At 70.9% G+C, this 26,972-nt stretch carries 23 protein-coding genes and 2 pseudogenes; 16 read left to right on the top strand and 9 right to left on the bottom strand.

Features of this window, described 5'->3' with window-relative positions; genetic code table 11:
• Nucleotides 1-16: 16 nt before the first annotated feature.
• Genes ABT009_RS32500 through ABT009_RS32510 form a run of 3 tightly spaced genes read right to left on the bottom strand, consistent with a single transcriptional unit; the run spans nt 17 to nt 3,830 of the window.
• On the bottom strand, nt 17-1,372 hold the full coding sequence (locus ABT009_RS32500) for an RICIN domain-containing protein (RefSeq protein WP_502990007.1): 1,356 nt from the start codon (nt 1,370-1,372) through the stop codon (nt 17-19).
• 56 nt (nt 1,373-1,428) lie between these two features.
• Nucleotides 1,429-2,529 (bottom strand): glycoside hydrolase family 43 protein, encoded by a 1,101-nt coding sequence (locus ABT009_RS32505; RefSeq protein ID WP_351303099.1) that lies wholly within the window; start codon nt 2,527-2,529, stop codon nt 1,429-1,431.
• Nucleotides 2,526-3,830 (bottom strand): MFS transporter, encoded by a 1,305-nt coding sequence (locus ABT009_RS32510; protein ID WP_351303102.1) that lies wholly within the window; start codon nt 3,828-3,830, stop codon nt 2,526-2,528. Before ABT009_RS32510 ends, ABT009_RS32505 begins: the two co-directional genes overlap by 4 nt.
• 174 nt (nt 3,831-4,004) lie before the next feature.
• Between ABT009_RS32510 and ABT009_RS32515 the strand changes: the two genes are divergently transcribed.
• Nucleotides 4,005-6,158 (top strand): autotransporter, encoded by a 2,154-nt coding sequence (locus ABT009_RS32515; protein WP_351303105.1) that lies wholly within the window; start codon nt 4,005-4,007, stop codon nt 6,156-6,158.
• 635 nt (nt 6,159-6,793) lie between these two features.
• Here the strand turns inward: ABT009_RS32515 and ABT009_RS32520 are convergent.
• Nucleotides 6,794-8,212: an amino acid permease gene (locus ABT009_RS32520; RefSeq protein ID WP_351303108.1), complete on the bottom strand. Its 1,419-nt coding sequence runs from the start codon at nt 8,210-8,212 to the stop codon at nt 6,794-6,796.
• 135 nt (nt 8,213-8,347) lie between these two features.
• Here ABT009_RS32520 and mmuM point away from each other — a divergent pair, with 135 nt between their 5' ends.
• The 3 genes from mmuM (at nt 8,348) to ABT009_RS32535 (ending at nt 11,260) form a co-directional block, all read left to right on the top strand.
• Nucleotides 8,348-9,289 carry a homocysteine S-methyltransferase gene (mmuM, locus tag ABT009_RS32525; RefSeq protein WP_351303111.1) on the top strand — a complete coding sequence of 314 codons (942 nt, stop codon included), beginning with the start codon at nt 8,348-8,350 and terminating at the stop codon, nt 9,287-9,289.
• A 139-nt stretch (nt 9,290-9,428) separates the two neighbouring features.
• Nucleotides 9,429-9,800, top strand: a complete 372-nt coding sequence (locus ABT009_RS32530) for a cupin domain-containing protein (RefSeq protein ID WP_351303114.1) — start codon at nt 9,429-9,431, stop codon at nt 9,798-9,800.
• 371 nt (nt 9,801-10,171) lie between these two features.
• A complete protein-coding gene (locus ABT009_RS32535; protein ID WP_351303117.1) occupies nt 10,172-11,260 on the top strand; it encodes a LacI family DNA-binding transcriptional regulator in 1,089 nt (362 codons plus the stop codon).
• A gap of 4 nt (nt 11,261-11,264) precedes the next feature.
• Here the strand turns inward: ABT009_RS32535 and lpdA are convergent, their stop codons facing one another.
• Nucleotides 11,265-12,680 carry a dihydrolipoyl dehydrogenase gene (gene lpdA, locus ABT009_RS32540; protein WP_351303120.1) on the bottom strand — a complete coding sequence of 472 codons (1,416 nt, stop codon included), beginning with the start codon at nt 12,678-12,680 and terminating at the stop codon, nt 11,265-11,267.
• Between the two features lie 293 nt (nt 12,681-12,973).
• A pseudogene (locus tag ABT009_RS32545) lies at nt 12,974-13,388 on the bottom strand (carboxylesterase/lipase family protein); the annotation flags it as partial.
• A 111-nt stretch (nt 13,389-13,499) separates the two neighbouring features.
• On the opposite strand from ABT009_RS32545, the gene ABT009_RS32550 reads away from it, so the two are divergent.
• From ABT009_RS32550 to ABT009_RS32560, 3 genes are all read left to right on the top strand, one after another.
• Nucleotides 13,500-13,790: a hypothetical protein gene (locus ABT009_RS32550; protein ID WP_351303123.1), complete on the top strand. Its 291-nt coding sequence runs from the start codon at nt 13,500-13,502 to the stop codon at nt 13,788-13,790.
• Nucleotides 13,790-15,421, top strand: coding sequence for an amidase (locus ABT009_RS32555; RefSeq protein WP_351303126.1), 1,632 nt, complete (start codon nt 13,790-13,792; stop codon nt 15,419-15,421). Before ABT009_RS32550 ends, ABT009_RS32555 begins: the two co-directional genes overlap by 1 nt.
• A 74-nt stretch (nt 15,422-15,495) precedes the next feature.
• On the top strand, nt 15,496-15,897 hold the full coding sequence (locus ABT009_RS32560; RefSeq protein WP_351303129.1) for a VOC family protein: 402 nt from the start codon (nt 15,496-15,498) through the stop codon (nt 15,895-15,897).
• 49 nt (nt 15,898-15,946) lie between these two features.
• On the opposite strand, the gene ABT009_RS32565 is transcribed toward ABT009_RS32560, so the two are convergent.
• Together ABT009_RS32565 and ABT009_RS32570 are read right to left on the bottom strand one after the other, a co-directional pair.
• Nucleotides 15,947-16,660, bottom strand: coding sequence for a DUF6597 domain-containing transcriptional factor (locus ABT009_RS32565; protein WP_351303131.1), 714 nt, complete (start codon nt 16,658-16,660; stop codon nt 15,947-15,949).
• Nucleotides 16,661-16,732: 72 nt separating this feature from the next.
• Complete coding sequence (locus tag ABT009_RS32570) at nt 16,733-17,995, bottom strand: YihY/virulence factor BrkB family protein (RefSeq protein WP_351303134.1); 1,263 nt, start codon at nt 17,993-17,995, stop codon at nt 16,733-16,735.
• A gap of 17 nt (nt 17,996-18,012) precedes the next feature.
• Between ABT009_RS32570 and ABT009_RS32575 the strand changes: the two genes are divergently transcribed.
• Nucleotides 18,013-19,647 (top strand): acyl-CoA dehydrogenase family protein, encoded by a 1,635-nt coding sequence (locus ABT009_RS32575; protein ID WP_351303137.1) that lies wholly within the window; start codon nt 18,013-18,015, stop codon nt 19,645-19,647.
• 383 nt (nt 19,648-20,030) lie between these two features.
• The gene (locus tag ABT009_RS32580; RefSeq protein WP_351303174.1) at nt 20,031-21,293 is read left to right on the top strand and encodes a GAF domain-containing protein; all 1,263 of its coding nucleotides are present in this window, start codon (nt 20,031-20,033) and stop codon (nt 21,291-21,293) included.
• Between the two features lie 528 nt (nt 21,294-21,821).
• On the opposite strand, the gene ABT009_RS32585 is transcribed toward ABT009_RS32580, so the two are convergent.
• Nucleotides 21,822-22,382, bottom strand: coding sequence for a response regulator (locus tag ABT009_RS32585; RefSeq protein ID WP_351303140.1), 561 nt, complete (start codon nt 22,380-22,382; stop codon nt 21,822-21,824).
• A 279-nt stretch (nt 22,383-22,661) separates the two neighbouring features.
• Here ABT009_RS32585 and ABT009_RS32590 point away from each other — a divergent pair, with 279 nt between their 5' ends.
• The 7 genes and pseudogenes from ABT009_RS32590 to ABT009_RS32620 form a co-directional block, all read left to right on the top strand.
• Entirely contained in the window at nt 22,662-23,231 is a 570-nt protein-coding gene (locus tag ABT009_RS32590; protein WP_351303143.1) for a GNAT family N-acetyltransferase, read from the top strand.
• Nucleotides 23,232-23,426: 195 nt separating this feature from the next.
• Entirely contained in the window at nt 23,427-23,510 is an 84-nt protein-coding gene (locus ABT009_RS32595; protein WP_309471194.1) for a putative leader peptide, read from the top strand.
• Between the two features lie 134 nt (nt 23,511-23,644).
• The gene (locus ABT009_RS32600) at nt 23,645-25,339 is read left to right on the top strand and encodes a nitrite/sulfite reductase (RefSeq protein WP_351303146.1); all 1,695 of its coding nucleotides are present in this window, start codon (nt 23,645-23,647) and stop codon (nt 25,337-25,339) included.
• On the top strand, nt 25,336-25,515 hold the full coding sequence (locus tag ABT009_RS32605; protein WP_351303149.1) for a hypothetical protein: 180 nt from the start codon (nt 25,336-25,338) through the stop codon (nt 25,513-25,515). The genes ABT009_RS32600 and ABT009_RS32605 overlap by 4 nt, the downstream gene beginning before the upstream one ends.
• Nucleotides 25,512-26,225 carry a phosphoadenylyl-sulfate reductase gene (locus ABT009_RS32610; RefSeq protein WP_351303152.1) on the top strand — a complete coding sequence of 238 codons (714 nt, stop codon included), beginning with the start codon at nt 25,512-25,514 and terminating at the stop codon, nt 26,223-26,225. Before ABT009_RS32605 ends, ABT009_RS32610 begins: the two co-directional genes overlap by 4 nt.
• Nucleotides 26,222-26,812, top strand: coding sequence for an adenylyl-sulfate kinase (cysC, locus tag ABT009_RS32615; protein ID WP_351303154.1), 591 nt, complete (start codon nt 26,222-26,224; stop codon nt 26,810-26,812). The genes ABT009_RS32610 and cysC overlap by 4 nt, the downstream gene beginning before the upstream one ends.
• Nucleotides 26,809-26,972, top strand: a pseudogene (locus ABT009_RS32620) (sulfate adenylyltransferase subunit CysD); the annotation flags it as partial. The gene cysC and the pseudogene ABT009_RS32620, both read left to right, overlap by 4 nt.

Below are 26,972 nucleotides of genomic sequence, written 5' to 3' on the forward strand. Positions count from 1 at the left end.
GGGGCGCGGGGCGGTGTCAGCTGCCCCGCGTCCACTGCTGGTTCGCCCCGCCCGAGCAGGCGTACGTGATGACCTTGGCGGAGTTGGCGGTCGACCAGTCGGAGACATCCAGGCACTCGCCGCTCGCGCGGGCGGTCAGCGTGATGTACCCGTCGGCCGTCTCGGTCACCTTCCACTGCTGCTCAGGGGCGCCGGAGCACGTCTCCTGCGTCACGCCGGACGCGCTCTCGGTCAGGCACAGCGAGCTGTGCCGGGCCATCAGCTGGACGTAGCCGTTGCCCGCGTCCTTGAACCAGAACTTCTGGTTGCCGCCGCCGTTGCAGGTGTACTGCGTGAGCGCGACGCCTTCCAGGATCGACTGCCCGGGAATGTCGGCGCACTTGCCACTGTGCCGGGCGGTCAGGGTCTCGTACGGGCCGCCATGCCCGGTGACCGTGCCCGCCTCCGTGTCGACCGTGAGCTCCGGATACCAGTCCATGGTCATGGTGGTGGCGGTGGGGAAGTTCAGCGGCAGCCAGACGTACCGGGAGTCGTTGACCGTCTTGCCGAAGGAGTTGCCCCAGCGGTCGCCCATGTAGAGGTACGACGTGGTGGCGTCTCCCTGCACCGGCAGGACGTACGCGGTCTGGGAGCCGTACGCCGTCGAGTCGCCGATGTTCTGCATCGCGCTCCAGGGACCGGCGAGCGAGGTGGCGGTGGCGTATTTCTGCTGGTTGGGGCTCCAGCCGGTGGCGCCCGACGTCAGCATGAAGTACACGTTGCCGCGCCTGAAGAGGGCCGGGGCCTCGCGGTGGCCGCCGGGCCAGGGGTTGGCGACCAGCTCGGCCACGTTCAGGTAGTCGTCGGTGAGACGGTAGATGTGCAGGTCGTAGTTCTCGCGGGCGGCCGACACCATGTACGCCGTGCCGTCCCGGTCCTTGAAGAGCGTGATGTCACGGGACATGTACTGGTCGAACGGGCGGAAGCTGCCCTTCCAGGTGTAGTCGCCGTCGACCGTCGACGAGACCGCCACGGCGGCCCGCGCCTGGCCGTAGTCGGTCGCGCTCTCCTTGTGCATCCACATCACGAACTGCTTCGTCCGCTCGTTGTAGATGACCTTGGGCCGCTCGATGTTGGCGCTGGCGAGCTCAGGGTCGGTGGCCTGGGTGAGGACGTGGTGGCGGAACTCCCAGTTCTTGAGGTCCTTCGAGCGGTACGCGGAGACGTACCGGAAGGTGTTGTCGGCGTTGCGGTTCTCACCGAACCAGTAGTAGTACGCACCCACCTTGATGACCCCGCCGCCGTGTGCCTGCACGGGGGCGCCGGCGGTGCCGGTGAACTGGGTGGCGTTGGTGAGAGTGACGGGAGCGGCCTGTGCGGCAGTGGCGCTCATGAACATTCCTGAAAGGGCGAGGCAGAGGGCGAGTACGACAGACCGTATGCGGGACATCAGGCACGCTCCTTCAGCGGGGCGTCCGGGACCGGGGTGCCGAAGTCCGGGGTGCCGTCCGCGTTCCAGCCCAGCCGCTGGATCCGGGTGTGGCGGTTGGGGTCGTTCAGCGGGTCGCCGATGATCTCCTTGTACTGGCGGGCGTGGTAGACGAGGACGTCGGTGCGGCCGTCCTCGGCGACCGTGAAGGAGTTGTGGCCCGGCCCGTACTGCTGCGTCGCGTCGTTGCTGGTGAAAACCGGGGTCGGCGACTTGGTCCAGGAGGCCGGGTCCATCAGGTCGCTGTCGGCGTCGGCGGTGAGCAGGCCGAGGCAGTAGTGGTGGTCGGTGGCGGACGCCGAGTACGACATGAACACGCGGCCGTTCCGCTGGATGACGGACGGGCCCTCGTTGACCTTGTATCCGACGCACTCCCAGTCGTACTCGGGGGTCGTCAGCCGGATCTGTGGGCCGGTCAGCGTCCACGGGTTCGCCATCGCGGAGAGGAAGACGCCCGTGTTGTTGTCCATGCCGGGCTCGTACTGCGCCCAGGCGAGATAGCGGGTGCCGGTTGGGGTCTCCCCTGCTCGAACGGAGTTGAGAGCTTGGGGAAGCGCGAAGGTGGTGGCGTCGAGCGAGAAGGTGTCCCAGGCGGTGGTGATCTGCCCCTTCTCCGTCCAGCTGCCCTCGAGGGGGTCGGCGGCGGCGTTCTCCAGGACCCAGATACGGATCTTCCATTCGTCGTCCGCGGGCGCGGCGGCGAAGTAGATGTACCACTTGCCGTCGATGTGGTGGATCTCGGGCGCCCAGATGTGCGCGCCCATGTCGCCGGTGGCGTGCTGCTTCCAGATCACCGATTCCGGGGCGTCGGCCAGGCCGCTCAGGGTGCGGGAGCGGCGCAGGATGATCCGGTCGTACTCGGGGGCGGTGGCGGTGAAGTAGTAGTAGCCGTCGGTGTGCCGGTGGATGTGGGGGTCGGCGCGGTTGGGGACGAGGGGGTTGACGTAGGGGGCGCTTGCGGCGCCGGCCGGCGGGGAGGCGGCGGGCACGGCGGTGAGGGCGCCCGCGGCCACGTCTCCCTCCGGCACCGGTCTGCGACCGGGGACTTCGCTGCGGCTCATGCGGTCTGCCTTTCCGGATGGGGACGGGTCGGAACGGAAGCACGAGGGGTCAGCGCGCGGCGCAGCAGCGGGACGGCGAGAAGCCCCAGGACCGCGACCGCGAGCAGGAACATCAGGCCGGTGAGTGCGCTGCCGGTGGAGTCGACGACCGCCGCGATGCCGAGCGGCCCGAATCCGCCGCCGAGGTTGCCGACGGCGTTGACGGCGGCGATGCCGGCGGCCGCGGCCGCGCCGGTGAGGAAGCGCGGGATGAGCGCCCAGAAGGCGGGCTGCGCGGCGTAGCCGCCGACGGCGGCCGCGCACAGGCCGAGCATCTGGACGGCGGGCGAGCCGAAGAGCGCCGCGATGGTGAACCCGGCGATGGTCAGGGCGAGCATCGCGGCGATCCACAGGTACGGGGTGTCGCGGCGGGCCACGAGGCGCGGCACCACGACCAGGCCGACGGCGACGCACACGTACGGGATGGCGGAGACGAAGCCGACCTGAGTAGCCGTGAGGTCGCCGAAGCCGTCGATGATGGTCGGCAGCCAGAACGACAGCCCGTAGGTGGAGAGCGGGAAGGCCAGGAAGAACACCGCCGCTGTCAGGACGCGGCGGTCTCGGAGCACCGCGAGCGTGTGGTGCGGCTGCGCACCCGCCTCCGCCTGGTCGGCGGCGAGCACGTCGGTCAGCCACTGCTTCTCGTCCGGGGCCAGCCAGCGCGCCTGCTCCGGTCCGGCGGGCAGCAGGGCCAGGACGAGCGGGGCGACCAGCACGGCGGGGATGCCCGTGGCGAGGAACACCCACTGCCAGCCGTCGAGACCCCACGTCCCGTCGAGGTCCATCAGCGCGCCCATGAGCGGATTGCCGATGATGAACGACGCCGGGGCGGCGAGCATGAACACGCCGATGGCGCGGCCGCGGTGGCTGCCGGGGAACCAGCGGGACAGGTAGTAGAGCACCCCGGGGAAGAACCCGGCTTCGGCCGCGCCGAGCGCGAAGCGCGCCAGGTAGAACTGCCAGGTGGTGTGCACCAGCGTGGTGGCGACCGTGACGAGGCCCCAGGTGACGAGGATGCGCGCGATCCACCGGTGGGCGCCGACGCGGTGCAGCATGAGGTTGCTGGGCACCTCGAAGAGGGCGTACGCGGTGAAGAAGAAGACCTGTCCCAGCGTGAACGCGGTGGCGCTGACGCCGAGTTCGGCCTGAAGCTCCAGTTTCGCGAAGCCGACGTTCGAGCGGTCGATGTATGCGATCACATACAGCAGCCCCAGGAAAGGCAGCAGTCGCCAGGCGGCCTTGCCCAGCACGTTGCGCTCCATTGCGCGCGTCTCCTCACACCATTGGTTCGAGATTACGAACCGCATCTGTCATACCGAACGCCGAAACGGTAAGCGTGCGTTAACGGGAGGTCAACGGGTCAGAAGCGACGATGCTGTGCAGATTCTTTTCGCCGATTTCTGTTATCGGTGCGGCGCGGCTCCGTCTCCCCGGGTGTGAACAGCAATGCCCGTAAGGCGGCAGCAGGAGTAGGGGCCCTGGCGGCGATCGTCGTCACGACGAACATGGTGGGCACGGCACCGTACGCGATGGCGGCGCCCGCGGGGGCACAGGACGTCACGGCGGCCGTGCTTGCCGATCGCGATGTGACGCTCGACGGCGACGCGGTGGTGACCGTGCCGGCCGGGACCACCACGTACGACGGTGCGTTCCGGGGCGAGGGGACGCTCACCGTGCGCGGGACCGGGACTCTGGTGCTGACCAAGGACAGCGATTTCTCGCTGCCGAAGGCGAGGCAGCGGCAGAAGGTCGGCACCCTGGGCGGCAACCACCCGTACACCGTTGTCGGCAACCCGGACCCGCCCGCGATCACCGTCGAGCGCGGCGCAACCCTCCAGTACGGCAACGGCGGCACCGCGGGGCTGATCGGCCACTTCCCGTACAACACGCCCGGCTACAAGCTGAACCAGCTCAACGTCCGCGTCGACGGCACGCTCCGGCTGTCGCTGAAGAGCAGCTACAACCTCGGGACCATCAGCGGGTCGGGGCTCATCACGCAGCCGCGGTTCCTGTGGGGCAACTGGGACCTATCGGGCACCCACCCGTTTTCGGGGGTCATCGACAACGGCACCGGACTGAACGCCGGCAAACCCGAGTTCCCGGTGTCCCTGCCGAACGTCCGCAAGGTCCTCAACCAGGGCACCTGGACCGTCGACACCCCGCTCGGCCAGACGATCACCATGCCGATGGACTTCTACCAGCGGGAGTACGGCAGCGACATCAACGTCCAGTCCCGGCCCGGCAGCAAGGTCATCCTCAATGGCCAGTACAGCTACTCCGACAGCGGCGGGGACACCAACCCCTCGCTGAGCGACCCTTCCATCAACTGGCGGAAGATCCCGCACGACCGCAACAAGCGCGGCACCAATATCAAAGGCGCCAACGTGCAGTGGGGCGACGGCACCACGAACAAGATCTTCATGCCGGGCACCGCGGACACCGTCTACATCAACCTGCTGGCGGCCCGGTCCCGCTCGACGCTCACCTTCGCCTACAACGGGCCCGTGACGCTCGGCGCGCCCATCGGCGGCGGCCGGTTCCACGACACGCTGTCCGCGCCCGGCGCCGGGGACATCGTCATCAAAGGCATCAGCGGCAACGACGTCACCTTCGCCGCCAAGCAGTACTACGACGGGTCCACGACGATCGAGAAGCGGGCGGTACTGCACCTCGGCTCGGGCAAGCAGGGCGGCGACGGCTCGCTGATGACCGGCACGGAGCGCCGCCGGATCGTCGACGACGGGGCGCTCGTGGTGCGCAACACCTCGACGGGGATATCGCTTTCGCGTATCAGCGGCAGCGGTTCGTTCACCCAGTCCGGCGCCGCCACGACGACGCTGAGCGGCGACGTGACGTACACCGGCACGACGACCGTCACGAAGGGCACCCTCGCTCTCACGGGGAACACCACGCTGGCGCGCAGCAAGGCGATCCGGCTGACCGCTTCCGGGGCGCGCCTGGATGTGCGGAAGGCGGCGGGGGGCGGGCTGCGCGTCGGCCGTTCCCTCACCGGAAAGGGCACCGTGGCGGGCTCGGTGACCAATGAGGGCCGGGTCGAAGGGGCGCTGACGATCACCGGCGACTACACGCAGCACGCCGACGGCGAACTGACCGTGCGTACGGGAGGGAAGCCCCTCAAGGTGGGCGGCGGGGTCAGGCTGGCCGGGAAGCTGGACGTCACGGCCGGGCAGAGTGCCGGAGAGGGCGCGGGAGAGAAGCCGGCCGGCAAGATCACCCTGCTCTCCCACACCGGCGACTCGAAGACCACCGGCACCTTCACCGGGCTCCGGGAAGGCGCCACCGTGAAGGTCGCGGGCACCAAGTACCGCATCAGCTACCGGGGCGGCGACGGCAACGACATCGTCCTCACCAAGTCCAAGGCCAAGGCCACCGCCTCCGCCACGCCGTCCGCCGCGGCACGCTCCGGCGACGCCTCGCTGGCAACTCGGCCCACGCAGGACGACAGCGACAGTACGCGCGCGTGGTGGCCGCTGGCGCTGATCCCCCTGCTGCTGGCAGGACTTGTGTTCCCGGCTGCCCGGCGCAGGCGCGCGCAGAGGCGGGGCGGGCGGCACGCGGCTGCACGGTGAGTAAGGGCGGAGCGGGCGGCGCTCCGGTGCTGTGACCGGGCGCCGCCCGCGGCTGCGTCAGACTCGTCTGACCCGTCCTCTGCTGCGTCAGCCGCTCTCCGCCGGCTCTGCCGCGTCAGCCCTGCTGTTGACCACCCTGGCCGCCGCCCGGTCCCCCACCGCACCCGCCGCCGGCGCCGCCACCCGGACCGCCGGACGGCATCCCGGACGGCGCACCGCTCGGCGCGCCCGACGGCTGACCGGAAGGCGCTCCTGAAGGCTGGCCGGAGGGCGCTCCCGACGGCATCCCGGAGGGCGCTCCGCTGGGCGCACCGGAAGGCTGCTGACCTCCGGGGCCCCCACTCGGGCAGTTCGACGACTGCGTCCCCTGCGCGCCGGAACCCGAGCTCGCGGAACCGGAGTCCGAGCCGCAGCCCGTCAACAGCAGTGATCCTGCGGCGACAAAGGCGAGGGCGACAGGGACTTTCCTTCTGTGCTTCCCGAAACGGGACGAGGTTGCAGACATACGAGCTCCTCCGTTGCGTACGGCGGAGCCGCACGCGCATCGTGGTTGACGATCAGTACGGGGAGTTCAGCAACGGGCCATAAGTCCGGGCTGTGGTGGACCTGGGAGCTCCCTGAGGAACCGGCAAAGATCAGACCGCCGCGTCGTCCTGCTGCCGCCCGCGCAGCCACACGTACACGGGAATTCCGGCGAACAGGAACAACACGCCCTGGTAGACGGCCGCATAGCCCGCGCCCGCGATCAGCCAGAAGGAGAAGGCGAAGGAGAGCGCGGCGACGATGAGGTCGCGGACGAGGCCGGCGGGGCGGACGCGTTCGCGAGTGCCCTGGGCGAGCCAGTACAGCTGGGCCGCGGCCGACAGGAGGTACGGGACGCAGCCGGTGAACGTCGTGATCAGGACGAGCACGCGGAACGTGGTGTCCGGGCCCGCCGTGTAGTTGAGAGCGATGAGGACCGTGCCGAGCACCGCCACCGCCCACACGCCGAAGCCGGGCACCCCGCCCTTGCCGACGCGGGCGAACGAAGCCGGGAAGAGTCCGTCGCGGGCGGCCGCGTACGGCATCTGCGCGGCCAGGAGGATCCAGCCGTTGAGGCAGCCGGTGATCGAGGCGACGGCGACCAGCGCGATCGCGGTGCCGCCCCAGGAGCCGCCGGTGATCGCGTTCACGGCGTCGGCGAAGGGGGCGCCGGACTTCACCAGCTTGTCGTGCGGCACCAGGCCGAAGACGGCGACGGTGCCGAGGATGTAGACGAGGGCGGAGCCGAGGGTGCCGAGGACGCTCGCGCGGCCCACCGTGCGCTCGGGGTCGTCCACCTCGCCGGCGCTGACCGCGGCCGACTCGACGCCGAGGAAGCTGTAGAGGAGCAGGGCGGCCGCGGCGGCGACCGCGCCGGGCGCGCTGTCGCCGGAGGCGTTAAACGGGCCGAAGTTGTCGGCATCGACGAAGAACAGGCCGATGGTGGCGACCAGGAGGAGCGGGACGAACTTCAGGATCGTGGAGACCACCTGGACCGCGCCGACCCACCGGGTCCCGGCGAAGTTCGCGGCGGCCGGCAGCCACAGCGCCGCGAGGGCGACGACCGCTTCGAGGGCGTGGTTGCCGTGCAGGGGGATCAGGACGTCGACGTAGCCGACGACCGCGGTGGCGAGCGCCGCGATGCTGACCCAGCACATCGTCCAGTACGACCATGCCGACAGGAACCCCGCGAACGGGCCGAACGCGTCGCGCGGGTACACGTACAGGCCGCCGGTGACCGGGCTGCGCCGGGCCAGCTTGCCGAAGAGCAGGGCGAGCAGCACGGCGGCTATCGACAGCACCACGAAGGCGAGCAGGCTGACCGTGCCGTACGGGGCGACGGTGGCGGGCAGCGCGAAGATGCCGCCGCCGATGATGTTGCCCATCACGAGGGCGGTGGCGGCGGCCAGGCCGAAGGTACGGCGGCGCGGGGCGGCGGCCGGGTTCGCCTTGGACTCGGAAGCCTCGACGGCCTCTGCGGCCTCGGAAGGCTCGCCGGGCTCGGCAGCCTCGGCGCGACTGGTGGCGGTCATGGCTGTTCCATGGGGATGAGCGGGGACGGGGAGGGGCGTGATCGTATCCCGACATTCCACATGGTGGGCGATCTGTTCATGTAGTGGACACAATGCGGTGTGGATTCCTGCTCCGGCTCGACTACCGTCAATCGCATGACCAGCAACACCACCCTCGCCGAAGCCCTCGCCGCCGGGACCGTCGTGCTCGACGGCGGCATGTCCAACCAGCTGGAGTCCGCGGGCCACGACCTCAGCGACGAACTGTGGTCGGCGCGGCTGCTGGCCGAGGCCCCCGAGGCGATCGTCGAGGCGCACCTCGGCTACTTCGAGGCGGGCGCCGACGTGGCGATCACGTCCAGCTACCAGGCGACGTTCGAGGGGTTCGCGCGGCGCGGCATCGGACAGGAGCGGGCCGCCGAACTGCTGGCGCTCAGCGTCGAACTGGGCCGCGAGGCCGCCCGGCGCGCGCAGGCCGGGGGCGTCGGACGGCAGCTGTGGGTGGCCGCGTCCGTCGGCCCGTACGGCGCGATGCTGGCGGACGGCTCGGAGTACCGGGGGCGGTACGGGCTGACCGTGGACGAGCTGGAGCGCTTCCACCGGCCCCGGCTCGAGGTGCTGGCCGCGGCGGGGCCCGACGTCCTGGCGCTGGAGACCGTGCCGGACGCCGACGAGGCGCGGGCGCTGCTGCGGGCGGTGCGAGGGCTCGGCGTACCGGCGTGGCTGTCGTACAGCGTCGCCGGGGACCGGACGCGGGCAGGTCAGCCGCTCGAGGAGGCGTTCGCGCTCGCCGCCGACGCGGACGAGATCATCGCGGTCGGCGTGAACTGCTGCGCCCCGGACGATGTGGACCACGCGGTCGAGACCGCCGCACGGGTCACCGGGAAGCCGGTCGTCGTCTACCCCAACAGCGGCGAGGCCTGGGACGCCGAGGCGCGGGCCTGGACGGGCCGTTCGACCTTCACCACCGAGCAGGTGACGGGCTGGCAGGGGGCCGGCGCCCGCCTCATCGGGGGCTGCTGCCGGGTGGGCCCCGACGCGATCACCGCTCTCGCGGACGCGATCGGCGGGCGGCGGCCGGAGGCGCACTCGCTGTAGCCGGCCCGGCCTCTCGCCTCTGCCGACGGGTCCGAGGCTGCGGCGAGCAGCCCGACGGCAGGCCGTGGGCCACGCCCCCCGACGTAGTCTGGAAGTGGACTCGGGGACGCTCTCTCAGGCACCGGGAGGCGTATCGATCATGGCCGGAATCGTCTGCAAGAACTTCGACTCCCCGGACGAGACCCGCCCCTTCGAGGAAGGCAAGGGCAGGGTCGACCTGGTGAGCACGGATCGCGGTCTGGTCGGCCGCGGAGTGTTCGAGCCAGGCTGGCAGTGGTCCAAGCACATCAAGCCCCTTGTCGGGACCGACAGTTGCCAGGCCACCCACACCGGCTATGTCGTGAGCGGCCGGATGAACATCGTCATGGACGACGGCGACAGCGCCGAGGCGGGCCCGGGCGACCTGTTCACCATCGAGCCGGGCCACGACGCGTGGGTGGTCGGCGACGAGCCCTTCGTCGCCGTCGACTGGACGGGCTTCGGCGAGTACGCCAAGCCCGGAAGCTCCTGAAGCCGACAGGCACCTTAAGCCCGACAGACACCTGGAGCCCGACAGACACCTGAAGCCCGGCAGGCACATTGACCGCGGCTCCGGCTTCTCCGCCTTGACGACGCCGCCCCGCCCGGAGCGCCCGCACTCGCGCTCCGGGCGGTCTCAGCGACGACCGCCGTCAACACAGCAGCAACCGGTTGCGCTGGACGCGTACCGCTGGGCATCCAGCGCAACACACTCGGTACGCCGGTAAAACTTTCGAGGTCCCGCACCCCTCGTCCGCGGGAGCCCACGCTGCTAGCCTCCGTTTCGGGAACCGGTTGCCCATCCTGTCGAGGCCGCCATCGTGATGGTTCTCGCCGTGTGAAAAGGGAGACGTCAGCCGGGCCATGACCAGGAGAAACGCCCACACACAGGGCCGGCACACCATCCGGGACGTCGCTGCCCGGGCCGGGGTCTCCGCGTCCACGGTGTCCCGCGTGCTCGCCGGCGACTACCCGGTGAGCGCGGCCACCCGCAGCCGGGTGATGCGCGCCGTGCGAGACCTCGACTACGTGGCCGACGCACGCGCCAAGGCCGTCGCCGGAGCCGGCACCCCGACCCTGGCGTTCGTCCTGGACGACATCACGGGCCCGTCGTTCGCGCTCATGGCGCACGGTGTGGAGCGCGAGGCCACCCGCCTCGGCCACCTCTGCCTGGTGTGCAGCACCGAAGGCGACACCGAACAGCAGCTCGCGTTCGTCGAGATGATGCGGGCGCAGCGGGCCGCCGCGGTGATCCTGGTCGGTGGCGCGGCCGACACCGCCGAGTACCAGGAGAGCATGACCCGTATCGCCGAGTCCCTGCGGTCGGTCGGCTCCCGGCTCGTGCTGTGCGGGCGCCCGCCGCTCGGGCACGCGGCGCCCGTCACCGTCATCGAGTACGACAACGAGGGCGGCGCCCAGGCCGTGTGCGCCCATCTCCTCGCCCGGGGCCACCGCCGCATCCTGCTGCTCGCCGGCAAGCCGGGCCACTCCACGTCGGAGGGCCGCGCGCGCGGTTACGCGGAGGCCCACCGCACCCTGGGCCTCGACCCCGACCCCGCGCTCCTCCTGCCCGGCGACTTCACGCGCGACTCCGGCTACCGCCGCACGCGCCAGGCCCTCGCGGACGGGCTGGAGTTCACGGCCGTCTTCGCCACCACCGACATGGTGGCGGCGGGCGCGCTGACGGCCCTGCACGAGGCCGGCCTCGACGTGCCGGGCGACGTGTCGCTGGCCGGGTACGACGACATCCCCTTCGCCCGGGACCTGCACCCGGCCCTCACCACGGTGCACGTCCCGTACGAGGAACTGGGCCGCCTCGCCGTACGCACCGCCCTCGGCAGCGACCCGGACGGGCCGTACGAACATCTCCTGCTGGGCACGCATGTAGTGGTCCGCGACTCGGTGCGGGACCTGAGGGGTGCTGGGGGCAAAGCCCCCAGCAGGGCCCGGTAGCCGGTCACATATTGATCATGTGCCCGGCGAGTCCGTGGATCGCCTCCTTCACGGCCTCCCCCAGCGTCGGGTGCGCGTGCACGTTGCGGCCCACCTCGTGGACCGTCAGATCCCACTGCTGGGCGAGCGTCAGCTCGGGGAGCAGCTCGGTGACTTCGGGCCCGATGAGGTGGGCGCCGAGTAGCTCGCCGTATTTGTTGTCGCTGATCACCTTGACGAAGCCGACCGGGTCGCCGAGGCCGTGGGCCTTGCCGTTGGCCGTGAACGGGAACTTGGCGACCTTCACGTCGTAGCCCTGCTCGCGGGCCTGCGCCTCGGTCCAGCCGAAGCTGGCGATCTGCGGCTGGCAGTAGGTGGCCCGCGGGATCATCGTGAAGTCGACCTCCATCGTCTCCGCGTCCGCGATGGTCTCGGCGGCGATGACGGCCATGGCCTCGGCGGCGTGCGCGAGCATCAGCTTCGCGGTGACGTCGCCGATCGCGAAGATGTGCGGGACGTTCGTCCGGCCGCGCCCGTCCACGCCGATCGCGCCGCGGTCGGTCAGCTGTACGCCGGTGTTCTCCAGGCCGTACCCGTTGACGCGCGGCGCGAAGCCGATCGCCTGCAGGACCTTGTCGGCCTCGAGGATCTTCTGGGCGCCGTCCTTGCCGGTGACGGTGACGCGCACCTTCGCGTTCGGGTCGCTGTCGTCGATTGCGTCGACGCGGGTCGAGGTGAGGACCTCGATGCCGAGCTTGCGGTAGTGCTTGGCGAGCTCCTTGGAGATGTCGGCGTCCTCGGTCGGCACCATCCGGTCGAGGAACTCGACGATCGTGACCCGCACCCCGTAGTTGTGCAGAACGTAAGCGAACTCGACGCCGATCGCACCCGCGCCCGCGATGATGATCGACGCGGGAAGCGATTCGGTGAGGATCTGCTCCTCGTACGTCACCACGCGGTCGGAAAGCCGGGTGCCGGGCAGCAGCCGGGTCTCGGTGCCCGCCGCGATGATGCAGTGGTCGAAGGTGACGGTCTCGGTGCCGCCGGAGGACAGCGCCACCTGCAGGGTGCGGGCGTCGGTGAACGTGCCGCGGCCGTCGTACTCCGTGATGCCGTTCTTCTTCATCAGGTAGTGGACGCCCTTGACGCGGCCGTCCGCCACGGTGCGGCTGCGCCGGTAGGCCTCCCCGTAGTCGAAGCTGACCTGGCCGTCCACCCGGATGCCGAAGGTCTTCTGTTCGTGGGTGAAGATGTGCGCCAACTCGGCGTTGCGCAACAGGGCCTTGGAGGGGATGCAGCCCACGTTCAGGCAGACACCGCCCCAGTACTTCTCCTCCACGACCGCGGTGCGCAGGCCGAGCTGGGCGCTGCGGACGGCGGCGGTGTAGCCGCCGGGGCCCGCGCCGAGGACGACGACGTCGTAGTGCGTACTGCTGCTCATGATCCTCGTTCCGGTGAGATCGGTGACCGTCGCGCCCACCGGCCTGACCGCCCGGCGGACACCGTCATCGTACGGAGGGCTCGCCTTCCCCGCCTTCGGCAAGCAACGACGGCCGTGCCCCTACCGGCTGTCCTGGGATTCTTCGTCATTCCGGCGATATCGGGGGCCCTGGCGGCTCTGCCGGCCACCGCGCTCCACAGGGCGATTTCGCGGTCACGGGGGCCGTGGAGGACGTCGGCGCCGAGGGGTCACGCGGCGTCGGCGCCCTGTGGTCGCGCGACGTCCGGGACTGCCCCGAAGACCCGTACCGGATGGCTCGCGTCCCAGGCGGGCCATCCCGGATCGCCGGTCACGGCGAACCGGACCACGTGCGTGGCAGGCGCCGAGGCCGGCGACGTTGGAGGGCCAGGCGAATTCGTACACGCATGTGGGGGCTGCGGGCGGGGTGCCGATGGGCGACGTCGAGGGCTCGGCGCCCGTCCGCGAGTCGGCCAGGCGGTGCAGCGGAACGCGCAGCAGGTGGTCGGTTACCATCTGGCCGGCGATCTCGACCGCACCCGTGCCCGGCCGGGCGGCCGCCCGGTAGCCGCGGGGCACCTCAGGACCGCAGCGGCAGCGCGCCATCGCGACGGCCAGCGCGAGAGGACCGAGGCGGTCGGCCCTCAACTGCCGGATACCGCGCGCGCCCTGTAACTCCTGTGAATCACGGGCTCAACGACGCCTTCACGGGCCGGTGATGAAGTCCCCGTGTCCCGCACACATATCCGTACCCGTACCCGTACTCGAATACGTACCCGTACGCCGATCATGGAGGTCCGCTTGAGTGAGCTACAACCGCCCACGCAGGAGCAGCTCGACGCGTACATACGGACCAGACTCGCGCTGGCCGGATTCGATCTGACGCTGCTTCCGGAGCAGGCCGACCCGGAGACCGGAGTCCCGACCCGGAGTCAGGTGCTCGCCTCGCTGCGGTCGTTCGTCGCGTCCACGCCCGGGACCATCGCCGGATGGTCCCCGGCCGGGCGGACTCCCGAGTACGCGCAGCAGGCCTCGCCACCGCTGCTGTACCCGTCCATCACGGAGGCATGGACCGGGAAGGCGGGCGAGTGATGAGTCGCGCTCTCAACAGGCGGGTGTTCCTTGCGAGTTCGGCTGCTGCGGTCGCGAGCGGCGTCGCTCTTCCGGCGACCTCGGCGCAGGCGTCCCAGGCGCAGACGGCCCCGGCCGGCCAAGCGGCCTCGGCGGGGACTCGGACAACTGAGCAGCCCTCGGCCATCGACCCCCGCGACATCCGCGTCGACGTGCGACAGGCCGCGCTGGACGACCCGTCCGAAGCGACGCTCGCCGAGGCGGTCGTGCTCATGCGGCGCGGCAAACTGTCGGCCACCGATCTGGTGCAGGCGTATCTGGAGCGGATCGAGCGGTACGACGCCACGTACCAGGCGTACGCGGAGGTGACCGGCGATGCCGCGCTGGCGGCGGCGCGGAGAGCCGACCGCGGCGAGGGGCCGGGGGGTGTGCTCAGCGGCATCCCCCTGTGCATCAAGGACAACTACTTCACGAACGGCGTACCGACCCGCTGCAACTCGTACATCTTCGAGGACTTCGTGCCGGACGAGGACGCCGCGGCCGTGGCGCGGCTGACGGCCGCCGGCGGGATCGTGCTGGGCAAGGGCCAGATGGGGCCGCTCGCCACCACGCGGGCCACGAAGCCGAACGGCACGGTCACGACCGTCAACGCGTGGACTCCGGATGACCCGGCCGTCGACCCGGGCGGCTCGTCGACCGGTCCTGCGTGCGCCGTGGCCGCGCGCCTGGCCTCGTCGTCCATCGGCACCCAGACGGGCGGCTCCATCGTGCTGCCGTCCAACCAGCAGAACCTGACCGGTCTGAAGCCCACGATGGGACGCGTCTCGGTGCACGGCGTGATACCGCTGTCGTTCACACGCGACCACTCGGGGCCCCTGGCCCGGGACGCCATGGATGCGGCGATCATGCTCCAGGTCATGGCCGGACCGGACGCGCGGGACCCGCGCACGCTCGGGCTGCCGGACGTGCCCGACCTCGTCCGGGCCGCGACCCCCGTCGTCTCGCGCGGCGGCGCGGTGCGCATGCGCCGGGCCACCCGGATCGGCGTACCCACGGACTTCCTGAGCTCACAGAAGAAACTGCGCGGCGCATTCCTGGACACACTGGACGCGACCCCGGGCGTGACGCTCGTGAACGTCACCTATCCGACCGACTGGGCGCTGCTGACCGGCACGTTCAACGCCGCCCGGCTGGCCGAGCGGACGGAACCGTTCCGGCACTGGCTGCGCACCGATCCGACCAAGTTCGGCGTCTCTCTCCTGAGTTGGCTGCAGGGCCTGATGCTCTCCGGCGACGAGTGGATCACCGGGCAGCGCGCCAAGAACCACCTGCTGCGAGAGGTCCTCGACGGCACCTTCGGTGACGACGGTTGCGACGTACTGCTGCAGACCGGGCCCGTGCCGTTCGACATCCTGGGCCTCCCCGAGATCGGCTTCCCCATCGGCTTCGACGACGACGGCGTGCCCGTCGGCGCGATCCTGGGCGGCCAGCCGTACGAGGAGGACCGCCTGCTCGAGGTCGCGGCCGCCTACCAGTCACTCACCGACTGGCACACCCGCCGCCCGTCCGACCCGGCGATGGCCGCACGCCTGAGGTCCGCGACCGTGCGTCCCAGGGTCACTGCCGAGGAGGCGGCTGCGGCTTCGGCTTGACGTGGAGGGGTTCGGGGGCGGCCGTGTCCGATTCCTTCAAGACCTGCCGCCTCCCGGCTGCCTACGCTGCCCGCATGACTCCACGATTCGATCTGGTCGGCCTCGTCGTCTCCGACATGGCCGCCTCTCTCGCCTTCTACCGGCGCCTCGGGCTCGACTTCCCCGAGGGCGCCGAGGACCAGCCGCACGTCGAGGCCGCGCTGCCGGGCGGCCTGCGGCTGGCACTCGACACAGAGGAGACCATCCGCTCCTTCCACCCCGACTGGCGGCCGGCACCCGGAGGAGGCCGGATCGGGCTCGCGTTCCGGTGCGACGGACCGGGCGATGTCGACGCCGTCTACGACGAACTCGTCGCTGCCGGGTACCACGGCGAACTCAAGCCCTGGGACGCCTTCTGGGGCCAGCGGTACGCGGTCGTACAGGACCCGGACGGCAACGGCGTCGACCTGTTCGCGCCACTGCCCGCGGCCGACTGATCCACCGGCTTCCCACGTCCTCGACGCAGAACCCCCGACCCGCCGTGCCCTAGGGCCGACCGACGAGCTCCCCCAACGTCGCTCCCGCCAACCCTCGTACCTCACGTGCCAGATGAGCCTGGTCCGCGTACCCCGCCCGCGCGGCCGTCTCGGCGTACGGCACCCCGTTCCAGGCCAGCTTCAGGGCGCGCTGCAGCCGCAGCACACGGGCCAGCGTCTTGGGGCCGTAGCCGAACGCGGCCAGCGAGCGGCGGTGCAGGGTGCGGGCGCCCAGGCCCACGGCCGCGGCGGTCGCCGCGACGGAACGGCCCGCGTTCAGCGACCGGACGACGTGCAGCAGCAACGGATCGGTCGGCTCCGCGTCGGCCGCGCGGGCCAGGGCCACATCCTCCAGGGCGGACACGGGGTCGCGGGCGGCATCGATGCGCTCGGTGAGCCGACGGACTTCGGCGGACGGCCACAGGTCATCGAGGTCCACCCGCTGGTCGCGCACCTCGTCGGCGGGCACGCCGAGCAGCGCGGGCGCGGTGCCCGGGTAGAAACGGACGCCCACGTACCGGGCACCCTCGTGGCCGCCCTCCGAGCGGTACGCGCGCGTGTCCGGACCGGCGACGAGCAGCCTGCCCTCCGTCCACAGCAGGTCCATGCAGCCGTCGGGGAGCACCGGACTGGGGCTGTGAGGAGCGGCCACCGCGCTGTGGGCCCACACGACGGCCCCGTCCAGCCGGGACGGCCGCTCCCGGTACCGCGCAGATGCCTCCACGGCCCCTCAGGCTACGCGGCGTGGGCGCACCACGGCAGTGCCCTCGCGAGTGCCCTGCGGCTCGCACCCGCCTCAGCGCCCTCCGGGCTCCCGCCCCCGCGGCGCTTCGCCGTTCTTCTTCGCTTCCGGCTCCGCCCCCGGCTTCGCCTGCGTCGTCGCGTCCGGCACCGCCTGCCCGTTGGCCTGCGACTTCGCGTGCGGCTTCGCGTGTGACTTCGTGTGCGCCTTCGCATGGGTCCGCAGCCGTGACGTCACATCGTCCGGTGGCAGGAACTTCGACCAGCGCTCGGGGAACTCGGAGGGCATGCCCAGGTCGTCCGGGTCCTCGTCGTGTGTGTGCCGCGCCTGTGCGCGGGCCACGTAGTCGGCGGCCTGCGCCTCCCGCATCCGCTCGTTGGCAGCACGTGCCGCCGCCGTCGCCACCGACGGCCACACCCGGTCGATGGCGGCATTGACCGCGGCCCCGACCAGCACCGCGAACGCGGAGACCCCGATCCACAGCAGCACGGCGACGGGCGCGGCGAGCGAGGCGTAGATGGTGGTGGGCCCTTCCACCGTGTTCGTCAGGTAGATGCGCAGCAGGAAGCTGCCCAGCACCCACATTCCGAGTGCCACCAGCGCCCCCGGGGTGTCCTCCACCCAGGGCGAGCGCACCGGCACGGACACGTGGTACAGCGTCGTCAGAAACACGATCGACAGGACGATCACGACCGGCCAGTACAGGATCTGCACGACCGACGTGGACACCGGCAGGAGCTTGAGCACCGCATCGGGCCCGGCCACCATCAGCGGCAGCGCCACCGAGCCGATCAGCAGCGCGACTATGAAGAGCAGGAACGCCAGCAGCCGTGTCTTGACGATGCCGCGGACCCCGTCGAGGCCGTACATCACGGTGATCGTGTCGATGAAGACGTTCACCGCGCGCGAGCCCGACCACAGGGCGAAGAGGAACCCGATCGAGATGACGTCCGGGCGGCCTCCGCGCATCACGTCCTCGAGGATCGGCCGGGCGATCTCGTTCACGCCCTTGTCGGACAGGACGGTGCGGGACGCCTCCAGCAGATTGGTCTGCAGGCTGGCGATGGTGTCGGCGCCCGTCCAGTCGTCGACGTAGCCGAGCAGTCCGATCATGCTCAGCAGCAGCGGCGGTACGGACAACAGCGTGAAGAACGCCGCTTCCGCCGCGAGACCGAGGACCCGGTACTCCATGCACGAGTCGACGGTGTGCTTGATCAGCAGCCAGGCCGTCCTGCGCTTGGACACGTTCCGGTACAGAGCGCGGGCGCGGTGTAGACGGCCGGACGGCCGTTCAGGTGTTTCTTTTGCCTGGTGCACCTCCTTACCGTATCGATATGGCAGCCACCACTCACACAGTGACCAACCAGGCTCCGCCCCTGGTCGGATATGACGTCTTTGCGGTCGACCGGGCCCTGGTCGAGGCGGTCGATCGGCACGTCGATCCGGGGCTCCTCGACGAGGTGCGCGAGGACCTGTCGGGGCTCGGCCGGACCGCGGGCTCCGCGCAGGCCCAGGAGTGGGGAGCGCTCGCCAACGAGAACCCGCCGAAGCTGCGCACCCACGACCGGTACGGGCATCGCATCGACGAGGTCGAGTTCCATCCGTCCTGGCACCGGCTGCTCGCCAAGGGCGTCTCGGCGGGGCTGACCGCCGCCTGGACGCGGCCGGCCGGGCATGTGCGGCGGGCGGCCGGGTTCGTGGTGTGGTCGCAGGTCGAGGCGGGGCACGGCTGCCCGCTGTCGATGACGCACGCGGCGGTGCCCGCCCTGCGCACCGAGCCGAAGCTGGCGGCCGAGTGGGAACCACGGCTGACCTCGCTCGTCTACGACGAGGGGCTGCGGCCGGCCGCGCAGAAGGCCGGCGTGCTCTTCGGCATGGGGATGACGGAGAAGCAGGGCGGCAGCGACGTACGGGCCAACACGACGGCCGCGCAGCCGCTGGCCGCGGACGGCGAGTATGTGCTCACGGGGCACAAATGGTTCTGTTCCGCCCCGATGTCGGACGGCTTCCTGGTGCTGGCGCAGGCGCCCGAGGGCCTGACGTGTTTCCTGGTGCCGCGCGTCCTGGAGGACGGGACGCGCAACCCGTTCGCTATCCAGCGGCTCAAGGACAAGCTGGGCAACCGCTCGAACGCGTCGAGCGAGGTCGAGTTCGACGGGACGTGGGCGCAGCGGGTCGGTGACGAGGGGCGCGGGGTGCGCACGATCATCGAGATGGTCGCGGCCACGCGCCTCGACTGCGTGCTCGGCGCGGCCGCGATCATGCGCCAGGCCGTCGCGCAGGCTGTGCACCACTGCACCTACCGCGAGGCCTTCGGCGGCAAGCTGATCGACAAGCCGCTGATGCGCAACGTTCTGGCCGATCTGGCGCTGGAGTCGGAGGCCGCGACCACGCTCGGGATGCGGCTGGCCGCGGCGTACGACGACGGGGGCGAGCAGGAGCGCGCGTTCCTGCGGCTCGCGGTGCCGGCAGCCAAGTACTGGGTGACGAAGCGCTGCACGCCGGTCGCCGCCGAGGCGCTGGAGTGCCTGGGCGGCAACGGGTACGTGGAGGAGTCCGGCATGCCCCGGCTGCTGCGCGAGTCGCCGCTCAACTCCATCTGGGAGGGCTCGGGGAACGTACAGGCCCTGGACGTCCTGCGGGCGCTGCAGCGCGAGCCGCAGGCGCTGAACGCCTTCCTGCAGGAGGTGGGCCAGACCCGCGGCGCGGACCATCGCCTGGACGCAGCCATCAAGGACCTTCTGACCGAACTCGCCGACCTGGACGGCATCGAGGCCCGGGCCCGGCGGCTGGTGGAGCGCATGGCGCTGGTGCTGCAGGGCTCGCTGCTGGTGCGGTACGCACCACCTGCGGTCGCCGACACGTTCTGCGCCTCACGCCTGGGCGGCGACTGGGGCACGGCCTTCGGCACGCTGCCGCACAGCCTGGACCTGGGCTCGGTGGTGGAGCGGGCGCGGCCGGTGGGGTGAGGGGCGGCATGGCGGAATGGCGGACGCCGGGCCGGCGTGCGCAGCCCCGGTCGTTCAGGCCGTTCGGGGCACGGCCCCGGTCGTTCAGGCACGGCCACTGAGCAGCAGTCCCGGTGACAGGACTGCTGCTCAGTGTTCAGGAACGGTGATGCTGCGCCGACACGGCACCACCCTTCGCAGCCATGTCCCCCTGTGCGGGAGCAGCCCAAGCTTCCGCCACCGGGCGGCTGTTCGCCAGAGTTGCAGAAGGTTGCAACATATCCGCCCGCTGACGCCCTTTCGGGGCGCCCGAGAGGGGAGGATGTGCAGCGGGCTCACAACCCGCTCCGTGCCCGGGCGTCGGCGGCTTTGGGGAGGATCCGGTGACGACTCCGACGATCAACATGGCCAGGCTTGCCGCGATGGACGCGGCCCAGGCCACGCGTCTGCTCAAGGGCGTACGCGCCGCCACTCTCTCCGGGCAGCAGCCGCCGCTGGGACCGCGTCCCGTGATCGGGGAATCGTGGGACCGCATGCTTCACAGCGGTGTCGACCCCGACCGCGACTTCCGCACGGGGCTGCTGTCCGTGGAGGAGATCGAGCAGCGCCGGCGGTCCTCACCGCTCGCGCAGGTCCTGCCGGTGCTGCGGGAAGGGCTCGTCTCGGTCGCCGACGCGGCCCAGCACATCATGGTCGTGACCGACGGCGAGGGACGCGTCCTGTGGCGGGAGGGCAGCTCCTCGGTGCTGCGGAAGGCCGACGGGTTCGGTTTCGAGATCGGCGCGGAGTGGACGGAGGACGTCGTCGGCACGAACGGGATCGGCACGCCGCTCATCGCCCGCCGGCCCGTACAGGTGTTCTCGGCCGAGCACTTCGTACGCACGCACCACTCTTGGACGTGCACCGGCGCACCACTCACCGACCCGCGGGACGGCCGGCTCCTGGGGGTCGTCGACATCAGCGGCCCGCTCGACACGATGCATCCGGCGACACTGGCGCTGGTCACGTCGGTGACCCGGCTCGCCGAGGCCGAGCTGCGCAATCTGCACCTGTCGTCGCTCGACAGGCTCCGCTCGGTCGCCGCCCCGATGCTGGCCCGGATGACCGGCCGTGCCCTCGCCGTCGACATACACGGCTGGACGGCAGCGGTGACCGGGATGCCGCCGGTACGCCGGCTGGCGCTGCCCAGGTCGTTCGGTGCCGAACGCACGTGGCTTCCGTCGCTCGGTACGTGCACGGTGGAGCCGTTGCCCGGCGGCTGGCTGGTACGGGCCGTGGAGGGTCCCGAGCCGGAGAGCGTCACCCGGGTCGTGCTGGACGTGAGCAACGCCCGCCGCTGGTCGGTCACGGTGTCGGGCGGCGCGGGCACGTGGTCGCACGAGCTGAGCCCGCGCCACGCCGAGCTGCTCTATCTGCTGGCCACAAGCCGGGGCGGGCGCAGCGCGGCCAGGCTGGCCGAGGACATGTTCGGCGATCCGGCGCGCACGGTGACGGTACGCGCGGAGGTGTCGCGGGTCCGCCGCTATCTGGGCCCTCTGCTCGCCCACCGCCCGTACCGCTTCCGCGAGGACGTCGACGTGCAGGTGATCACGCCGGACCACCCGGCACACCTGCTGCCGCACTCGGTGGCCCCCGCGGTACGCGGCGCCCGGAAGACGGCGCGCTGACGGGCGGCTCGGGGCGCCGACGAGTGGCGGGCACCCGAGCGGCTCGACCGCGCAGGGCGCCACCCGGGCGGCGCCCTTCCGGCCCGTGTGCGGCGCCTCGACGGGTGGGCCTGCGCGCGCCCGTCGCCCATGCCGCAAGGCCGGCGCGGCTTGGCCACGATGGGAGCAGGCCGTCCGTCCGGCATCCGCCGTTCAGGCACTGACCTGGCCCGTGCCAGCCGCCCTCATCCGACCCCGCCCGAGTTCGCTGCCGCCGTGGGTTGCGTCGGCGCTCGGCGGGGGCGCGGGAGGCGTGACGCCGACCGTCGGGCCGGTCGTGGCGCGCCCGACGGGCGCCCGGACCCACCCGGCATCGTGGGGCCACCAACGTTTTCCGGTGCCCGCCGTCGTGGGGTTGTGCCCACCCGTTCCGCCCTGCGGAACGCCTGCTCACAATTGCGTCGGCGCTCCAACGTCGACCCGCGCCCTGGACCCGGCCGCTGCTGCAGCCCCAGCCCCGGCTCCGCCCGGGCAGACCACCGCCGCGGGCTACGGCCTCAGCGCTCCGACCCCAGCCGCTGCCCCAGGCCCGGCCTCGGCCTCGGACCCAGTTACTGCCGCAACCCCGGACCCGGCGGCATCCGCAGCTGCGGCCGCGATCCCCGGCCCCGGCCCCTTCCCGCCCCGCCCGCGCACCGCCCCCAGTTCCTGCTCCAGCGACCTCAGCCGCTGGTGCGTCGCATACAGATAGCGGGCCTTCATGCGGAGCGCCCAGGGATCGACCGGCTTGACGACGAGGTCGGCGACGCCGAGTTGCAGGGCCGCCGTCACGAGCTGTGAGTCCTGGCCGAGGCCGGTGAGCAGGATGACGGGGATGTTCTGCGTCTGCTCCAGGCGGCTCATGTAGCGCACGACGTCGAGGCCGCTGACGTCGGGCATCACGACGTCCAGCAGGACGAGCCCGATGCCGCCGCGCAGCACCACCTTGAGGGCCTCGTCCCCGCTGGTGGCCCGCTCCATTGGAACGCCCAGCGGTGTGAGGGCGCTCTCCAGTGCGTAGAGGTTGTCCTCGTGGTCGTCGACCATGAGGATCCGGGCTTCGCCCACCATGCCCTGCCCCCTCCACTCCCACAGGCGGTACATCTCTCCCCAAGGCGGACCACCCTACGCCCGAGCTTTCCCCTGGATCAGGGTTTTGCCCCGGCCTCGACGGACGACCTTTGGCCAATGGATTTCGGGGCGTAGGAACACGGCGGACCACCGCTGGTCGTCGCACATGTGTTGACGGCGTGTGCTGTTCGCCACACTTCCTCCATCCGTCAACCGTGCTTAACGACGCTGCCGCGTCCGCTTTGGAACGAGGGGTGGCCACATGGTTCCCTGGCGCGCATGAGCATCACTGTGACCACGTGGTCCCTCGAGCAGACCTCTCCGTCCGATCTGCGGCCCTCGGCAGCACCGGAGGGCGACGTCCGGATCGTACGGGCCGAGGTGCCTTCGCCCGAGTTCAGCAGGTTCCTCTACACGGCGGTCGGCGGGGACATCCGCTGGACGGACCGGCTGGGCCTGACGTACGCCCAGTGGCAGGACGTCCTGAACCGGCCGGGGACGGAGACCTGGGTCGCGTACGAAAAGGGCACCCCCGCCGGATACGTGGAGCTCGAAGCCCAGGACGAGGGAGTCGTCGAGATCGTCTACTTCGGGCTGATCCCGGCGTTCCGCGGCCGGCGGCTCGGCGGCCATCTGCTCAGCCACGGCATCGCGCGCGCCTGGGACCTGGCCGAGCGGTGGCCGGGTCGCGCGCCGACCAAGCGGGTGTGGCTGCACACCTGCAGCAAGGACGGCGAGCACGCGATGGACAACTACCTCCGACGCGGCTTCACTCTGTTCGAGACCAAGGTCGAGGAGGAGGCCGAGGTGCCGGTGCCCGGCCCGTGGCCGGGGGCCAACGCCATCTGAAGCCCAAGGCCCGACGGCCCGCGCACACCCTGCGCACCCCGCCCGCCTGCGACGGCAGCCGGACAGCGCAGCGGGCAGCGGGCAGCGGGCAGCGCGATGTGACCGGCGACACCCTCGTCTCACTCTCCGAGACCAGGGTGTCCACATCTTGGATGACGGTGGACTGTCCGGAGATCCCCGTGACACGCTTCCGTCATGTCTCGAGCTGGAATTGCCTTGGTGAGTCGGCGGCACGTCGACCTCGGCCGCATGTCCAGCGCGATCTGTCCGGCGGGCTGACAGTCCAGCAACGCCGCGATCGCCTTTGTCTCACGACTTCCTACGCAACGAAGCGCCTGTCTCGAGCACCTCGAGCATGCCCTCATACGCACAGGTCAGAGCCGCTTTCCCGCTGTCCCGAAGGACGTACAACCATGGCCGCCACCCCGCCGAATCCCTCCGCCGCGCCCCGCCGCAAGGCGAGCCGTCACCGTGGTGAGGGCCAGTGGGCCGTGGGCCACTTCACCCCGCTCAACGGCAACGAACAGTTCAAGAAGGACGACGACGGTCTCAATGTGCGGACACGCATTGAGACGATCTACTCCAAGACCGGCTTCGACTCGATCGACCCCAACGACCTGCGCGGCCGCATGCGCTGGTGGGGGCTGTACACCCAGCGCAAGCCCGGGATCGACGGCGGCAAGACCGCCATCCTCGAGCCGGAGGAGCTCGACGACGAGTACTTCATGCTGCGCGTGCGCATCGACGGCGGCCGGCTGACCACCGAGCAGCTGCGCGTCATCGGTGAGATCTCCCAGGAGTTCGCGCGCGGCACCGCCGACATCACGGACCGGCAGAACGTCCAGTACCACTGGATCCGTATCGAGGACGTTCCCGAGATCTGGAACCGCCTTGAGGCCGTCGGGCTGTCCACGACCGAGGCGTGCGGTGACACTCCCCGCGTGATCCTCGGCTCCCCGGTCGCCGGTATCGCCGCCGACGAGATCATCGACGGCACGCCCGCCCTCGAGGAGATCCACCGCCGGATCATCGGCAACAAGGACTTCTCGAACCTGCCGCGTAAGTTCAAGTCCGCGATCTCCGGTTCGCCGCTCCTCGACGTGGCGCACGAGATCAACGACGTCGCGTTCGTCGGCGTGAACCACCCCGAGCACGGCCCCGGCTTCGACGTCTGGGTCGGCGGCGGCCTGTCCACCAACCCCAAGATCGGCCAGCGCCTCGGCGCCTGGGTCCCGCTGGACGAGGTCCCGGACGTCTACGAGGGTGTCATCTCGATCTTCCGCGACTACGGCTACCGCCGGCTGCGCACCCGCGCCCGCCTGAAGTTCCTGCTCGCCGACTGGGGCGTGGAGAAGTTCCGCCAGGTCCTGGAGGACGAGTACCTCAAGCGCAAGCTGATCGACGGCCCGGCACCCGCCCAGCCCGTCGAGCGCTGGCGCGACCACGTCGGTGTGCACCGGCAGCAGGACGGCCGGTTCTACGTCGGTTTCGCGCCGCGCGTCGGCCGTGTGGACGGCACGACCCTCACGAAGATCGCCGAGCTGGCCGAGGCACACGGCTCGGGCCGTCTCCGTACGACCGTCGAGCAGAAGATGATCGTGCTCGACGTGGAGGAGTCGGAGGTCGAGTCGCTGGTCGAGGGCCTGGAGGCGCTGGACCTCACCGTCAAGCCCTCCCCCTTCCGGCGCGGCACGATGGCCTGCACCGGCATCGAGTTCTGCAAGCTCGCGATCGTCGAGACCAAGGCCCGTGGCGCCTCGCTGATCGACGAGCTGGAGCGCCGCATCCCGGACTTCGACGAGCCGATCACCATCAACCTCAACGGCTGCCCGAACGCCTGCGCCCGTATCCAGGTCGCGGACATCGGTCTCAAGGGCCAGCTGGTCCTGAACGACAAGGGCGAGCAGGTCGAGGGCTTCCAGGTGCACCTGGGCGGTGCGCTGGGCCTGGAGGCCGGGTTCGGCCGCAAGGTCCGTGGCCTGAAGGTCACCTCCGAGGAGCTGCCGGACTACATCGAGCGCGTCCTCAAGCGCTTCCAGGAGGAGCGCGAGGACGGCGAGCGGTTCGCCACGTGGGCGGCCCGTGCCAGCGAGGAGTCGCTGTCATGAGCGAGCGCGCGGCTCCCTTCTACTGCCCGTACTGCGGCGACGAGGACCTGCGTCCGAGCGAGCAGGGACACGGCGCATGGGAATGCGCGACATGCAATCGAGCCTTCCAGTTGAAGTTCCTCGGGCTGCTGGCCCGGGGTCTTCAGCGCACCGACGGTGGAGGGGACGAGATATGACGACGATTCAGGTAGACGAGCAGAAGACCGAGGATCTCAAGGCGCTCGCCGAGCAGGCCGGGCGCGACCTCGAGGACGCCTCCGCGCTCGAGATCCTCCAGTGGGCCGCCGAGACGTTCGGGAAGCGCTTCTGCGTGACTTCCTCCATGGAGGACGCGGTGGTCGCCCACCTCGCCTCGCGCGCGATGCCCGGCGTCGATGTCGTGTTCCTCGACACCGGCTACCACTTCCCGGAGACCATCGGCACGCGGGACGCGGTCGAGGCCGTGATGGACGTCAACGTCATCACCCTCACGCCGCGCCAGACGGTGGCCGAGCAGGACGCCGAGTACGGCCCGAAGCTGCACGACCGCAACCCCGACCTGTGCTGCGCCCTGCGCAAGGTCAAGCCCCTGGAGGAGGGGCTGACCAAGTACGACGCGTGGGCGACGGGCCTGCGCCGTGACGAGTCCCCTACCCGGGCGAACACCCCGGTCGTCAGCTGGGACGAGAAGCGGCAGAAGGTCAAGATCTCGCCGATCGCGCGCTGGACGCAGGACGACGTAGACGCCTACGTCGCCGAGCACGGCGTTCTCACCAACCCGCTGCTGATGGACGGCTACACGTCGGTCGGCTGCGCGCCCTGCACCCGCCGGGTGCTGGAGGGCGAGGACGCGCGCGCCGGCCGCTGGGCGGGCCGCGCCAAGACCGAGTGCGGGCTCCACGAATGACGGGCGCAGCGCACCAGACGAACGAGACGAACGACCAGGGGCAGGAGAAGCACGTGACTGGGGCCACCATCTGGCTCACGGGTCTGCCGAGCGCCGGCAAGACCACCATCGCGCACGAGCTGGCGGGCCGGCTGTGCGACGAGGGCCACCGCGTGGAGGTCCTGGACGGTGACGAGATCCGCGAGTTCCTCTCGGCGGGCCTCGGCTTCAGCCGCGAGGACCGGCACACCAACGTGCAGCGCATCGGCTTCGTCGCCGAACTGCTCGCGTCGAACGGCGTGAAGGCCCTGGTTCCGGTCATCGCCCCCTACGCGGACAGCCGCGACGCGGTGCGCAAGCGCCACGAGACCGAGGGCACGCCGTACGTCGAGGTGCACGTCGCCACGCCCGTCGAGGTCTGCTCCGTGCGCGACGTGAAGGGGCTGTACGCCAAGCAGGCGGCCGGCGAGCTCTCGGGGCTCACCGGGGTCGACGACCCGTACGAGGAGCCCGAGACGCCCGATCTGCGGATCGAGTCGCACACCCAGACCGTGCAGGATTCCGCTGCCGCGCTGTACGCGCTGCTCACCGAAAGGGGTCTCGCATGACGACCGCGGCCACTGTCCACGAGGCAGCCGACAACTCCGAGGGCGCCGGCCCGTACCCCCTGAGCCACCTGGACGCTCTGGAGTCCGAGGCGGTGCACATCTTCCGTGAGGTGGCGGGCGAGTTCGAGCGGCCGGTGATCCTGTTCTCCGGCGGCAAGGA

The sequence above is a fragment of the Streptomyces sp. NPDC002896 genome (assembly GCF_040295225.1).
Lineage (GTDB): Bacteria > Actinomycetota > Actinomycetes > Streptomycetales > Streptomycetaceae > Streptomyces.

Bases quoted from the DNA above. Each gene is read 5' to 3' on its own strand.
- ABT009_RS32500 (WP_502990007.1), bottom strand. From the start codon at position 1,372: ATGAGCGCCACTGCCGCACAGGCCGCTCCCGTCACTCTCACCAACGCC.
- ABT009_RS32505 (WP_351303099.1), bottom strand. From the start codon at position 2,529: ATGAGCCGCAGCGAAGTCCCCGGTCGCAGACCGGTGCCGGAGGGAGAC.
- ABT009_RS32510 (WP_351303102.1), bottom strand. From the start codon at position 3,830: ATGGAGCGCAACGTGCTGGGCAAGGCCGCCTGGCGACTGCTGCCTTTC.
- ABT009_RS32520 (WP_351303108.1), bottom strand. From the start codon at position 8,212: ATGACCGCCACCAGTCGCGCCGAGGCTGCCGAGCCCGGCGAGCCTTCC.
- mmuM (WP_351303111.1), top strand. From the start codon at position 8,348: ATGACCAGCAACACCACCCTCGCCGAAGCCCTCGCCGCCGGGACCGTC.
- ABT009_RS32530 (WP_351303114.1), top strand. From the start codon at position 9,429: ATGGCCGGAATCGTCTGCAAGAACTTCGACTCCCCGGACGAGACCCGC.
- ABT009_RS32535 (WP_351303117.1), top strand. From the start codon at position 10,172: ATGACCAGGAGAAACGCCCACACACAGGGCCGGCACACCATCCGGGAC.
- lpdA (WP_351303120.1), bottom strand. From the start codon at position 12,680: ATGAGCAGCAGTACGCACTACGACGTCGTCGTCCTCGGCGCGGGCCCC.
- ABT009_RS32555 (WP_351303126.1), top strand. From the start codon at position 13,790: ATGAGTCGCGCTCTCAACAGGCGGGTGTTCCTTGCGAGTTCGGCTGCT.
- ABT009_RS32560 (WP_351303129.1), top strand. From the start codon at position 15,496: ATGACTCCACGATTCGATCTGGTCGGCCTCGTCGTCTCCGACATGGCC.
- ABT009_RS32575 (WP_351303137.1), top strand. From the start codon at position 18,013: ATGGCAGCCACCACTCACACAGTGACCAACCAGGCTCCGCCCCTGGTC.
- ABT009_RS32580 (WP_351303174.1), top strand. From the start codon at position 20,031: ATGGCCAGGCTTGCCGCGATGGACGCGGCCCAGGCCACGCGTCTGCTC.
- ABT009_RS32585 (WP_351303140.1), bottom strand. From the start codon at position 22,382: ATGGTGGGCGAAGCCCGGATCCTCATGGTCGACGACCACGAGGACAAC.
- ABT009_RS32590 (WP_351303143.1), top strand. From the start codon at position 22,662: ATGAGCATCACTGTGACCACGTGGTCCCTCGAGCAGACCTCTCCGTCC.
- ABT009_RS32595 (WP_309471194.1), top strand. From the start codon at position 23,427: ATGTCTCGAGCTGGAATTGCCTTGGTGAGTCGGCGGCACGTCGACCTC.
- ABT009_RS32600 (WP_351303146.1), top strand. From the start codon at position 23,645: ATGGCCGCCACCCCGCCGAATCCCTCCGCCGCGCCCCGCCGCAAGGCG.
- ABT009_RS32605 (WP_351303149.1), top strand. From the start codon at position 25,336: ATGAGCGAGCGCGCGGCTCCCTTCTACTGCCCGTACTGCGGCGACGAG.
- ABT009_RS32610 (WP_351303152.1), top strand. From the start codon at position 25,512: ATGACGACGATTCAGGTAGACGAGCAGAAGACCGAGGATCTCAAGGCG.
- cysC (WP_351303154.1), top strand. From the start codon at position 26,222: ATGACGGGCGCAGCGCACCAGACGAACGAGACGAACGACCAGGGGCAG.